Genomic DNA, 13,657 nt, shown 5'->3' on the forward strand with positions numbered 1-13,657 from the left:
CATCACTCGCATGCTCTCTTCGCCTCCTCTCATCGTTCTACGGACACGCCGCTCCGGCCGCCAAAGCCTGCGCGTATTTCGCCGTGTCCTGGAAGTTCACCGCTCCGTCCGGGCTCCCGTTCAGGTTCCCGCAATAGCCCGTCCCCGTGCTCAAGAACTGCGCGTACAACATCGTGTCCTGGAAGTTCGTCCTGCCGTCCCCGCTGAAATCGGGACTTCGAACGGTCGCCGACGCCGAACCGGTCAGCGGCATCGACTTCACCTCCGCCGTTACAGTCACCTCCCCGCAACCGCCCACATGCTCCACCTCGAACGTCACCTCGCCCGAAGCGTTCGTCGCCACGGTCGACGCGAACTCCGCCAGGTGGGTCCGCGTCACGCAGAAGATCATGCCCTTTCCGAGGGACGAGACGCCGTCGAGCATCACCACGACGTCTCCCGCCGGAACCCCGGCGACCGGGTTGCCGTCTCCGTCCCGCACCGTCACCGTGATCGCGAGCACCGAATCCCCAAGACCGTCCGGACGAAGCATCACGTCGTCGTTCACCGCCACAGTCGAGAGATCCGGATCGATCCCCACCCCGACATGCACGGAGGCGATGTAGGGAGTGCGGTTGAAGTAGGTCACCGTCAAGGTGATGTCTTCGTCCGTCGGGAGGGCCCCCTCGATCGCGATCGTCGCGTTTCCGCTCGCGTTCGTCATGGCGGAGCCGAGGTAGGCTCCGTTGTACGAGAGCGCGCAGAGGGCGCGGTAGAGGCCCGGAACCGAAACCGCGAAGCTCGTCGCCCCTTCGTCGATGTCCGGGTCGTGCACGACCGTAAGAGCCGCCGGGGTGTTCGTGCGCACACGGACGGACGGATCGCCGAAGACATGCCACGTCTTGAACATGTTGACCCCGTCCGTTCCATACTCATCCATCATCCGGCACGAGCCGTTGAACGCGAGACCCGCGAAGGTCCGCTTCTGCTCGGCGACGAGAAGATCCACCATCTCGTCCTGACCGCACATCGGCGAGTTCCACGACTGGTTGATCGACGAAGCATAGATGCCGATCGCGCCGGTCGGCATGCCGCCGTTCGTCGCCCGCATCCAAGCCTCCGCGAAGCAGACCGAGTACGTGAAGTTCCCGTTCACGCAGGCCACGTCGAAGATGAACGGAAGCATGTTGTGGTTCACCAGCGCGTTGATATGCGAAACCGAGAAGCCGGTGGTTCCCCAAGAGGTCGTCGACCCGTGGCCGCAGTAATTGATAATGCTCCGGCCGTTGTTCAGGGCGTTCGTCACCTGGGAGGCCGTGGCCGTCGGATCGTAGATGCGGTCCACTTCCGTGTAGGTGAAGGCCAGAAGATCGACCCGGATGTTGTCCATGTGCTGATTGTCGTACTCGCCGTCGTCCCCCGGCCCCTGGTTCGACGCGATCCCCGTCCCCTTGTGATACCAGGTGGCGCCGCCCATCGGATCGCGCTCGTAAGTGACCGTCCGCTGCACCTGCGTTTGGACGTGGGCGACCGTCGACGCCGAGAAGCGCCCGACCAGAATATCGGGGTAGTTGTCCCCGCCGGCGAGAAGCGAGTAGCTCGGGTCCGAAGCGCCTCCCGCGGCGGTCGGATACGCGACCTCCGCCGCGTCTCCCACCAGGAGAACGAACGCCAAGTTCGTCGTGTTGTACTTGTTCTGGATGTAGCTCTTGATCGACGTCGCGTTGTTGCCGATCGTTGAAACATTGACCATCGTGGTCTTGATTCCCATCTGGTTCTTCCATTGAACCAGCGGGAGCATCGCATTGTAGAACGCGTCATGCGTGATGACCAGCATCTCGCCGATCTCGCCCACCGGAACGTAACGCATCGGCTCGAAGTTCAAGAACTGACGCTCGTAGATCTGATAGAACTCATCGCTCATCTGATCGCGATGGTGCATCGTGAGCTCGTTCACGCCGCCCGGACCGACGCGGCGCACCTCCACGACGACATGCGTGTACACGCGGAGCACGCCGGAAGCCGCGTTGTACTGGAGAGGCTGGACGACAACGGTAAGCCCGCGGAAATCGCGAAGGATGTAAGGCTCCCGCCCCCACGCGACCTCGCTCGGATACCATTCGTTTCGGCCGTAGATCGCGCCGAACTCGTACGGAACCGACGCCGGATCCACGGTGCGGTCCAACACGCCTTTCGAGGGGACCGCTCGGATTCCGGGAACGTCCTCGAATCCCGCGGAAAGGACCGAGATCTCCATGTGTCCCTCATCCGGGATCACGACACTCCGACACACATGGGGAAGCTCCGGAAAGCCCTTCTCGAGGATGTTGCTCTCCCCGCCGAGAGAGATCACGTCGTACGCGACCCCTCCGATGTCCACGGCGGTTCGATCGAAGCCTCCGATCTCGTACTCGAGAACGATCCGCTCGTCGTTCGATTCGAGCACGCGAACCGCAAGCTCCTCCGTCCCCTCTCCGACGGCGATCCACTCCCCGAGACAGGGGGTCACCGCGAGAAGGAGACTTCCCACCAGTAGCGCCAGTCGTTTCATACCATCCTCCTGGGGTCTCCGGCGAGACCGCGGATACGGGTTACACTTGACTTTCGGTTCCTCGTTCAAGCGCCGGTCTTGAGTCTACCACGCCGATTAACCGCTTGTCAATATGATAGATACGAATGCCCTTCTCGTTCGTCTCCCGCCTATGGGCACGCGGCCGCCGCCGCCAAAGCCTGCGCGTACTTGATCGTGTCCTGGAAGTTCACCGCTCCGTCCGGGCTCCCGTTCAGGTTCCCGCAGTAGCCCGTCCCCGCGTTCAACAACTGCGCGTACAACATCGTGTCCTGGAAGTTCGTCTGCCCGTCCCCATTGAGGTCCGGGCTCCGTACCGTCCCCGACGCCGGGTTCGTAAGAGCGATCGCCTGCACCACCGCCGAAACCGTCACCTCCCCGCAACCGCCCGCATGCTCCACCTCGAACGTCACCTCGCCCGAAGCGTTCGTCGGCTCTGTCGAATACAGAATCAACTCGTCCGTCCCGCTCGCGCAGAACTTCATCGCTCGACCATTCAACGATGCCCCGTCGAGCGTCACCGCCACGTCCCCCGCCGGTATCCCCGCGACCGGGTTCCCGCTCCCGTCCCGCACAGTCACCGTGATCGCGAGCACCGAATCCCCAAGACCGTCCGGACGAAGCATCACGTCGTCGTTCACCGCGATCGTCGAAAGGTCGGGATCGATTCCGGACCCGACGTGAAGCACGACCGGAACGAGAACGACCGGCGTGCTCTCGTCGTCCGACCCCACGCGGATGTCGGCGGCGTAATCGCCCGTCGCCAGAGCGGTCGCATCGAACGTGACCGCGACCGTGTCCGTGTGGCCCGCGGGAATCGCGCCGCCCGGAGGATCGAACGAAAGCCAAGAAACTCCGGTCGCGAGAACCGACACGTCGTCGATGAACCACCCGGAGTACTGATTGTATAGCGCGTCCGTCGTGTCGAAGTGGAAGCGGATCTTCACGACCTGCCCGGCGTACGGGGTGAGGTTCAGAGAGACGAGCCGCCACCCGCCGCTCGATCCGGACGTTCCGCCGCGAAGAGACGTCCACGTGGCGCCGCCGTTCGTCGAGATCCCCACGTTGCAGAAGTCGTACCCGGTCTCCGTGCTGAAGGTCTCGTAGAACTCGAGCGTGAGGGGCGGGGTCGCGCCGGCGAGATCGATGCTCGGCGAGACGAGCGCGTTCGAGATTCGCCTCCCGGTATCGTAGTTCCCCTGCGCGTCGATTCCGCACCACCAAGAATGATTCGGCGAGTTGTAGTTGGCGGTCACTTGGTGCCAGAGGTTGTCGATGCTCCCATCCAAGAGCACGCTCGTCCAACCGTTCACGCCGCTTTCCATGTCGTCATAGAAGACCACGGCGGAAAGCTTGCCGGCCGCCCGCGTCTTCTGAAGGAAGGCGAGGGTCCTCGCGTTGTCGGGCGTTCCGCTCTCCGCGTTCGCGAGCCCCCGGAGGCCCGGATCCGCGCCGGCCGTCTTCGCGAGCGTCGTCTGCACGCCCGCGATCCCGTATGTGAGAACTCCCGTTCCCACGTTCATGATGAAGAGATCGCGCACCGCCGACGCGCCGGCGTTCACCGTCACCTCGAACGAAGCAGGCGAGACCTCGATCTCGGGGGTCGTGCCGATGAGGTCGGAACAGCTGAACCCGTGGTTCGCGGCGCCCGTGCAGATCGCCGCGTAGTGGGGCGTGCCGTTCATGAGGTTGCCGTCGTCATCGTCCGCGATCAGCATCGAAAGCACCTGGTCCGGCTGCGTGGTCGGAAGGGTGAGGGATCTCCCGTTGTGCCAGATGTCGCCGATCACCTCGAACGCCGCTTCCTCGCCGAGCGACGCTTGAAGCTCCTGCCAGGCGTCCCACACGACTCCCGCGATGATCTGCCCATCGTGGTGGCCGGAACCGGTGAGGTCGTCCGGGTAGATGAGCGTATTGTCCGAGTTCCGGATCCCCGACGTGCAATTGTTCAGATAGAAACCGAGCCCGATGATCGACTCGCCGGTCAGCAGGTTCGCGATGATGTCCGAGTTCCCCTCGTGCAGAGTGCTCGACGGCGAAGAGGTCGTGTTGTAGATCCGGTGCGTGATGCCGTGGCCGTACTCGTGGTAGATGACGTCGGCCATCTCGCCGGTGTTCCCGTAGCCGGAGCCGGCCGAGCAGAAGTTGATGTTCGCCCAGTCGTACCACGCGTTCCCGGGACAGTATCCGTCCGTCCTCGCGACCGTCACCACCATCTGGTAGTCGATGTCGGCAAGGCCGGGTCCCGGATCGACGGCGCGGATGTAATCGTGAACGCGATTCGTGTGATAGAAACAGGTTCTCTCGTCCGCGCGGCCGTCCGTGCTTCCCCAATGGATTTGCAGGAACTGCCCTTCGGACACGCTCCCCGACTTGTACACCTCGGCGCCCGAGTAGTTCTGCACGTTCGCCCACGGCCCGCGGAGGTACGCGTTCCAGGCGACCGAACCGCTGGCGCCGGAGATGGAGAAATCGCCATCCGCGCCGCTCGTCGCCGTGCCGAGGCCGGTGAAGTTGATGAAGTGATCCGCATACTCGCGTTCCACGAGCGGGTTGCCGCAGTAGTGCGGGTCGTAGATGTCTCCGTCCGTGTTCCCGTGGATGTCGAAGAAGCGGATGAGGTTCTCGCGCCGGAGGATCTCGCCCGACGAGGCGTCGACGAGCGTCTCCCAAAGGCCGAACGGGCTCTCCATCCGCTGCCGAACCGCGTAGACGAGCCGGTACGAAAGGCCGCCGTCCCTTTCGATCGGAAGGATCTCGAGATCGATCCCTTCTTCGATGTCGGTTCCGAAGCGGAAACCGAGCGCGAGACCCGCGATCGCCGCAGCCTCCTCACGCGCGAGCAACGGGGCCGTCGAGAGGTCGATCCCCGGATGGAGGTCGGAGCCCGCGTTGAAGATCCTCCCCGTCTCGGTCATCACCACATGAGCGCGCCCGCCGCGAACCGGGATCCCGTCGTGCACTTCATCGAAGACCGCCGACCACTTCCCCGACGCCCGAGTTGTCGTTCGAAGGCGAAAGTTCTCGTCCGAAGCGCCGAAAAGTCCGGGGTTCGCGAGGAGGAATCGCCGGCCGGCTCTCTCCGCGTCTTCCGGAGACGAGATCGCGCCCGCCGTCTCCGCTCCGCTTCCGAAGAGCTGATGGGCGAAGCCGGTCGTCTCATTCCACTGGACGCGCCACGCGCCGCCGTAGCGCCGGAGGAAATCCTCGGCGAAAGCTCTCCCCGCCGCCAGACTCTCGGTTGTCCAGACCCGAGGCGCCTTCTCGCCGGGAAGGTAAACCTCATAGGCTTCAAGCTCCTCGACCGGCGCGAAAGCGAACGACGCGCCCGGCGAGAGAATGAGAATCGCGAGCGGGATGAGAAGCAGCGAGCGCACGCTCATGTCGGATCGACCTCCAATGGAGACATGAAGAGTATTCGGACCATCCGGGAAACGGTCTCTCGATCGTGCGAGCACGAAGATCGCGAACGGACGGACAAACGCGAACGCACCCTCCCCTCGTCCGGCCGGGTTGGGGAGGGAGCCGACCGGAAGCCGGATCACGCGTGAACGGAGGGAGACTTATCGAACACCTGGAGTAATGATAACAGAAAGCCCTCCAAGGAGAAAGCACCATTTCGGGGGGACGCCTCACCGGGATGCGTTCCGCGCAAAACGCCTCCCGGGAGAACCTCGCAACACATTATAATACAAAGGATTACGAGATCCGTTCGGGGCCTTTTCGGCGCACCCCCGCCTTCCTCTCCCGGCCCCCCCCGGGGACGCTCAGTACGACGCGAGGAGCTCCCAAGTCTTCGTGTCCCAAATCTGGGCTCCCGCAAGGGGCCAAACGATCGCGAGGTAGCGCCCGGTCGGGTCGAAGGCGGCCGCCCGCGGAACCTCGGGCTCCTCCCTCTTTCGAGCGAGACGGACGGATCGGAAGCGCTTCGCCACGTCCCCCGTTCGCGCGTCGCGCACCTCGATGCGCGCGCGCGGCTCGGGAGACGATCCTTCGATCGCCCGAAGAAGAAGAAGGACGAGGTTCCCGTCCGGTGCAAGGAGCCCTCCGAAGGGCTCTTCGTCGGGGAGGAGGCCGGCGAGGATGCGGGCGGGACCTCCCAAGCGCGCGAGCGCGAGACGCCCTTCGGCGACGAGCAAGAGGCCGGGCTCTTGCTCATCGGTCCACGCGAGCGGTTCTCCTTCCCACGGAAACGGCTCAAACTCCAGATCGCCGTTCAGGCGCACGATGCGGTCGCGAAGGAGAATCATCACGCAGCGTTGCTCGCGGTGCATGTCGAGAGGCTCCCAAGGAGGACTCCAATGGAGGGAATCGACCGGGGTTCCCTCGGGAAGCCTGCGCCTCTCGAAAAAGCCGGGCCCGCCCAGGTAGAGATCGGAGCCGTCCGCGTCGAGAAGCGTGACGCGCCCGCGGAGCCCGACGAGCGAGACGATCGGGCTCGCCGATCCCCTTCGATAGATGTCGAGACGCGGCTCGCCGGTCGGAAGCGAGACCGCAAGGAGATCCTTCCCCCAATCGACCGCAAGCGCGAGCGGCTCGGGCAGGCTGTCCGTCCACAGAATCGCCTCTCCCTCGACGAAGGGAAGCTCGGAGACCTTCCCTCGGTTATAGGCGATCAGCCTCTCCCCATCCGGAGACCATGCGATCGGGCCGAAGCGCACAGCCGCCTCGGGGCTTTGCGCAGCGAAGAGCCCGAGAAGAAGAGGAAGAAGGGTCCGAGGGAGCATGGCGCTTCCTCGCAGGATCCACCGGGTTCCAGAGGGCGGACTCCCGAATGTTGGGCCGGCGCCGACCCGAAAGGGCCGGCGCCCGCGCGGCATCCTCCCCACGCCGTCAGGGGAGGAGCGTGATCGTGTACGTGCGCGTCGCCTCGTTGAGGCGGAACTCGTACGTCCCCGGGTTCAGCTTGATCTTCCCGAGCGCCGGCTCGCCGCTGGTTCCCTGACAGACGCTCCCCGCCAGCGGCGTGGAGCAGGTGTTGTCCTCGGGGCCGCAGTTCATGTAGTCGTTCGCGCCCCAATCGTTGCCGGTTCGGAACTTCATGAAGTGACAGTTGTCCGGCGGACGCGCGGCGACGACGAGCGTGTCGACCCAGAGACACGGCTGGATCTGCCTCATGCTGGGGGCGCTCGTGTTCCACCCGTTGAAGTCCCCGACCACGCGGATGACCGTGAACTCCGACTGGCAGGTGACCTCGGTCAGCGTGACCGTGCCGAGGTTGGCGGTCGCCCCGTCGGCGACGCTCACGCCGGCGATCGTCGTGTCCAGGAAGCTCGCCCCCCTGAAGGCGACGTCGTAGACGCCGCCGTCCAGGTCGTCCACCGTGAAGGTCCCGAGATCGGCGTCGACTCGGGCGGTCGCGGCGAGGAAGCCGTCGCTGCTCCTGGTCACCCGGACATCGATCACGGGGAACGGCGGCTGCCGGCCCGTGTCGAATGCAACGCTCCCCACGATCCGGGCGCCGAACTCCTCGATCGAGACGACCCGATACTGGAGCGAGTCCTCGTCGAGCGTCACCTGGAAGCGGCCGGCGTTCGATACACCGAACAGCAAGTTCGGCCCGTTCGCCAAGAGGCAGATCGGCCGGTACGTGACGAGGTCTTCCGTGATCAGCGTGTCGCAGCGCACGTAGTCAGGCGGGTTGTCGTACGCTCGATCGGTCACGAACTTGAACTGCACCACCCCGAACTCCCCTTGCGACGCAAAGGATGCCGGGAACACGTCGATCGTGTCGATCCAGAGACAGCTTCCGATCTTCTGCATCCCCGGGTCGGACGTGAAGAGCCGTTCGTCCCACGCGTTGAACTCACCGAGCATGTGAATCGTCGAGGCGACGCTGACGCACCCCGGACGCATCGCGATCGTCCCGACCTCCGTCGTCTCGGCAGCCGCGACAGAGACGTTCGCGAGCGTCGTATCGACATATCTGCGCGCGCGGATCCCGATCTCGACGCTCCCCGCCGGCACGCCGTCCAGAAGGAAGCTGCCGTCGACAGGGCTCGATGTCGTTTCCGCGAGCCGCAGAAGGCTCGACGGATCCGTGTAGAAGATCGTCGCGACCGGAAGGACGCTCGGATCGTCTTCGAACACGACCGTGCCGGAGACCGCGCCGGCGCGCGCGAGCGTGATCGTTCCGAGGTCGATCTCTTCATCCGCGAGGAACTCGATGGACGAGAGGATCGTGTCGACATAGCCCGCCGCGTGGAAGCGAAGATCGTACACGTCCTCGTTGAGTCCGGTGATCGAGAAGAGGGTCGTCCCGGCCGGGATTATCGTCGTGTCGACGGCGGTTCCCGTCGCGTGGCGCGAGACGATGATCCGCACCTCCGGCGTTTCCGCGGGGCCGTCGCTGAAGGCTACGCGCCCCTTGAGCGCGCCGGTCAGGAGAACGCTCACCGTGCCGAGATCGACGCCGGCGTCCCCCGAGACGCGGACGCCCCGGATGGTGCGCACGGGGAAGGTCTCTGGATCGCCGGGAACCGAGAGGATGATCGTGTAGCTGCCGCGCTCGAGATTCGTGATCGTGAAGCGCGTGCTATCGATCCCGGTCGTGTCCCAGAGAGCCTCGTCCTTCCCGAGAACCCAGAAATACCCCGGATCCGTGGATGCGTTGAGGAGGAACTCATAGGTGCCGGCCACAGGGATCGACACACGGAGGTTGTCGCCGTTCGTGTTCGTCGTGGTCCCGCGCCGCGCGGTCTCATCGACGCCGCTCCCCCCCATCGCGTAGCTTCCGTCCCACGAACCGTTCGTCACGAACTTCCACTCGAACTGGTCGTCCGCGGCGAGCGGTTCCTCGCCGATCCAAAGACAGGGGAACAGCTCCTTCATCCCTTCGGTCGTTTCCCAGATTCCGGTGTCCCAGGCGACATGCTCTCCGGTCACGTGGATCGAAGTCGGCCCGCCCGTGCATGCGGGGTTGTAGCCCGGGATCGCATAGACCACGGTGAGCGGGTAGGGCGGCCCCGTCCCCCAATCGAGCGTTCCCGTGATGATCCCCTCCGCGAGGGTGCTTCCCCCGGAAGGGTCGAGGAGCGTGTCGTCCGGATTGCCGGCGCAGCGCGCGAGGATCATCATGGCCGCCGCCGCCGCCAAGAGCGCTCCTCCGAGAATCGTCGTTCGTTTCTTCATCATCCTCGTTGCCCCCCTCACTCAATCGACAACGAGAAGGGAGTTGTAGCCCCCGTATCCGTCGTCCACGCGCTGGGGATTGTTCGGATCTTCCTTCCACGTCTTCTCGTCGACCACGAACTTGTACTGATAACGGCCGGGCGGAAGGTCGACAATGATCCGCCAGACCCCGTCTCCGTCCTCGTCGCTCATCAGGCCGATCAGGTAGCTACCCGTCTGCGCCTGCCCGCGCAGCCAGTCGTTTTTCGGCCAGTTGCCGGCGAGCTGGACCCGCTGCGCCGAAGGCGCCTCGAACTGGAAGAGAACGCCGCCTTCCGCGGGGTAAGGGGGCGGCAAGCGCCGCTTCACGAAGTTCAGATTGACGCACCCGGCGGCGAAGAGGAGAACCGCAAGCAAGGCGATCCCGGCCGTCGAAGCGTGAAGTTCTCTTCTCATCCCCGCACTCCTAGAAGCGCACGATCGCTTCGATCTGGATCCGGCGCTCATCCTCGAGGGCTTCCTCCGCGGCGGGAATCGACGAAGCGAGGGAACGGAAGTTCCGCCGCGCCGCGTCGCCGTTCGCGCCCCGCGCGAAGAGGAAGAGATCGCGTCCGATGGCGTCGAACTCGTTCGTCGTCTCATCGACGAGGAGGGGATCCACACCATAGGAGAGCGCGACCTCGATCCCCTTCGCGACCTCGTAGGCGACCTCCGCGAATGTCGACCAGTACGAGCCGAAGAGATCGAGAACGGGATCCGTGTACTTCACGAGCCGCGTGTCGGAATACAGGCGGATCTTCTTCGACGGGTACCCTTTGAACTGGAAGAGGTTCTCCGTGTACTTCGGATCCTTGTTCAGATCGATTCCCGCGAAGGTTCCTTTCCATGTAAACGAAACATCTTTCGGGGCATACAGGATCGTCGAGAGCGCCGGCCGGACAAACGAGGCGTTTCTTCCGCCGACCAGGACCATCCGGTCGACGGAGACCTCGTGCTCGCTCTGTTCGAGCCAGAAATTCCGCTCGTCGAACCAGAACTGGTTCCGCCAAGGGGTGCGGGGGTCGTACCGGAAATCGTACACCTCGACCTCGAGCCCGAGATCCCACCTCCTGCCGAGCAGGCGCTCCCATCCGCGCGCGGCGCCGAAACGGTAGACGCTCATCACGTTCTCGAGAGTGTCCCAGACCGACGTGGCGTAGTAGGTCTGCAGGTGCCCTTCCCGCTCGTACTCGGCGGAAAGCCGAAGCCCCGATTCCCCGAAACGGTACTCGCCGCCGAGGAAGACCCGCGTGGACCGGTCGATCTCGAACAGAGCGCCGGCTGCTCTGCGCTCGCCGGATGTGGTCGCGATCTCGGAGGTGTAGAGCGTGTCCCCGAAAACCTCGTCCACCTCGCGAACCGTGCGGAGCTCGATGTCCGCCTCCCGCCCCTCAGTCGCCCGCACCGCGGCCCGCCCGTGAAGAACCTCCGCGCGAAGGACGTACGGCTTGGTCTCTCCTCCATAGAGGAGATCCCCGCCCGCGCCCCACCATCGCTCCCAAGTCTTCCCGAACTTCCTCTGGACGCCGAGCGTGCCGGTCGTGTCTGCCGGATCGACCTCGACGATCGCGAGCGTCCCCGGGTTGTAGCCGCGGTCCAACCTCCCCGAAACCCCGAGGCGAAGATCCCTCACCGGATACTTGGCGCGGAGGGCGAGGATGTCCTTGTTGTTGTCGTCGTCGTAAGCGCTGTACGTCGCCCCCTCGCTCCTCTTGAACCGGAACGCCCCGCGCGCGCTGTCGAACGCGGCTTCCTCGGTCGCGATGCTCAGGCTGTCCAGACCGGTCACCGTGGTCCCGCCGTTCTCGAAATCATCCGCGTAGAGCGCCGTGACGCCGAGCGCTCCAAGTCCGAAACTCCCGACCGCGCCTTGCTGGCGGAACCCGAAGTCGTGATCGTAGATCCCGATTCCTCCGACGAGCTCGAGAGGATCGTCGAATCGTCCCGCCGATTCGTTGTCGAACATCTTAAGACTGAAGCTTTCGGTGTGGAGGCGGAGCGACCCGCGGTCGAATCGCAGGTTCGTCTTCCAGAAGTCGGTGACCGTCGCTTCGCTCTCGTTGTTGATCGAGGTGAGGAGATGAAGATCGAGATAGTCGTTCGCGCGAATCAGCCAATCGAGATCCATGTCCATGTACGGCCGCTCGAGCTCCATGCGGCCGCCCCGGCTCTCGTTCTCCCGCGTGATGAAGCGGCTGATCATCCGTCCGCCGAGGAGGATCTTAGCCGAGTACGCCGTGTTCGCGGTCGCCGCCGCCGCCACGATCTTTCCGTCCGCTCCCACATGGACGAGCGAGTTGCCGTACTCTCCCGCGGTCACCGGGTTCTCCGGATCGGCGAACCACTGCCCGTCCACGACGAACTTGTACTCGTGCTTTCCGGATCCAAACGGCACGACGACCGACCAAACGCCGTCGGGGCCCTTGGTCATCAGGTTCGCCTGCGCGTTCCAGTTGTTGAACGCCCCGGCCAGATACACGCTCCCCGCGTTCGGATCGGTGTAGGTGAAGCGGATTCCACCTTCCACGGCCTCGACTCCGGCCTCCGCCCGGGAAAGCGCCGCGAGAAACGCGACGACGATGAATGCCGTTCGTGCCATGTTTGACCTCATGGGATCCGCTCCCCTTGAGCCCGGACCGGCCGCTTCGTTTCGCTGCCGCTCTTCGTCACGAGCTAAAAGTTCCCTTTCATGATCAACCGAATCATGTCCTTATTGTCCGCGCCTCCGGCGAGATCTCCGTCGTCGACCGGATTGTTCGAGTCGCCGATCCAGAAAGGACCATACGACAGGTACAAATCCATATTCCTCTGCGGGCGGTACTGGAGCTCGGTGAAAAGGCCCTTGCGGAGCCTCGCCGGATCGTTCCCAAACGCGTACCGGCTGTAGAGCTTGAGGTTCCCCGTCAAGTTCACCGCCGCCTCGAGCGAGACGAGCTCCTTCTTGAAGTTCGTTTCCAGGTCCTTCAGCTTTCCCTGGACCCGCATCCACGCGAGGCGGCTCTCCACCTGGACCTCGCCGAAGAGATCGTAGTTCTTCGTCACGTCCTCGAAGAGGGGATTGCTCGTGTCGACCGTTCGTCTCCGGTCGTACCACAGCTTGCTCGTGAACCCGTTGACGTACTCCGTGTAGATCTCGGTGCGCCAGCGCGTGAAAGTCTTCCTCTCGAAAACGTACTTCTCCCATTCCTCGTAGTCGAAGGTCAGAGTGATCGCGCGGCGAGGCAGGAGATACCAGCTGTTCACCTTCCATCCGACAAGGTCGCTCGTGCTCTCGCCGAGGAAGCAGCTGAAGTCCGGACCGAAATAGTAGTAGAGCGGCGCCACGTTCAAGTACCCGAGCGAAGGGGCCCCCACCGTGATCGCCCGGATCTCGGCTTTCAGCGCCGCGTTCCGGGGAAGCGCCGCGGAGAAACGATCGACCTTCCAATCGCCGAAGTGAAAACCGTCTTGGTCCGGCTTGTCGATCCCGACCTGCTTGCTGCTCGCGAACTCCAAGTAGAAATCCGTGTTCCCCAGGGTGGTGCGCGTGTCGAGCGCCCAGACCTCGTTGTAGTCGAGATCCGACGCCGGCCCGATCACCTTTCGGTTGTAGGTTGTGCCGAGCCGGAAACGATCCATAAGGATCGGCCGCCATCTCAGAATGTGCGCGTCGTCGGTCGATGTGAGCGGTGTCCCCCCGCCGACGCGCGACCGGCTGGAGAAATCGCTCAGAATGTAGGTGAAGACATCCGCCCAGTTCTCCGTCTTGAGGTTGAAGCGGAACCCTTGGGCATTGTCTCCGTCCTTCACCTGATGGGGCTGGACAACTTGAATGAGGTGGTTCTCCACCCAGAAGCGGTCCTGCCGCGAGAAGAGATAGACCTCTGCGATCGATTTCTTGCCGCGGGGGAAAGTAACCGGCGTGTGGAAGCGCGCGTGGCTCTCCCGATACTGGAAGAGGGGCCTATCGTTCTCGTTCCC

General features: G+C 64.0%; 7 protein-coding genes. All 7 read right to left on the bottom strand.

What is annotated here, in order from left to right; translation table 11 throughout:
• Positions 1-37: 37 nt before the first annotated feature.
• Entirely contained in the window at positions 38-2,530 is a 2,493-nt protein-coding gene (locus FJY73_11730; GenBank protein ID MBM3321334.1) for a hypothetical protein, read from the bottom strand.
• A gap of 149 nt (positions 2,531-2,679) precedes the next feature.
• Positions 2,680-5,931, bottom strand: coding sequence for a choice-of-anchor J domain-containing protein (locus tag FJY73_11735; GenBank protein ID MBM3321335.1), 3,252 nt, complete (start codon positions 5,929-5,931; stop codon positions 2,680-2,682).
• Positions 5,932-6,315: 384 nt separating this feature from the next.
• Positions 6,316-7,275: a hypothetical protein gene (locus tag FJY73_11740; GenBank protein MBM3321336.1), complete on the bottom strand. Its 960-nt coding sequence runs from the start codon at positions 7,273-7,275 to the stop codon at positions 6,316-6,318.
• Between the two features lie 106 nt (positions 7,276-7,381).
• Positions 7,382-9,682, bottom strand: coding sequence for a hypothetical protein (locus tag FJY73_11745; GenBank protein MBM3321337.1), 2,301 nt, complete (start codon positions 9,680-9,682; stop codon positions 7,382-7,384).
• Positions 9,683-9,700: 18 nt separating this feature from the next.
• Positions 9,701-10,114 carry a glycogen-binding domain-containing protein gene (locus tag FJY73_11750; GenBank protein ID MBM3321338.1) on the bottom strand — a complete coding sequence of 138 codons (414 nt, stop codon included), beginning with the start codon at positions 10,112-10,114 and terminating at the stop codon, positions 9,701-9,703.
• A 10-nt stretch (positions 10,115-10,124) separates the two neighbouring features.
• Positions 10,125-12,296: a glycogen-binding domain-containing protein gene (locus FJY73_11755; protein ID MBM3321339.1), complete on the bottom strand. Its 2,172-nt coding sequence runs from the start codon at positions 12,294-12,296 to the stop codon at positions 10,125-10,127.
• Positions 12,297-12,370: 74 nt separating this feature from the next.
• On the bottom strand, positions 12,371-13,657 hold a 1,287-nt coding region (locus FJY73_11760), incomplete at its 5' end, for a hypothetical protein (protein ID MBM3321340.1).

Source organism: Candidatus Eisenbacteria bacterium (genome assembly GCA_016867715.1).
In the GTDB taxonomy this organism is placed as follows: Bacteria; Orphanbacterota; Orphanbacteria; order Orphanbacterales; family Orphanbacteraceae; genus VGIW01.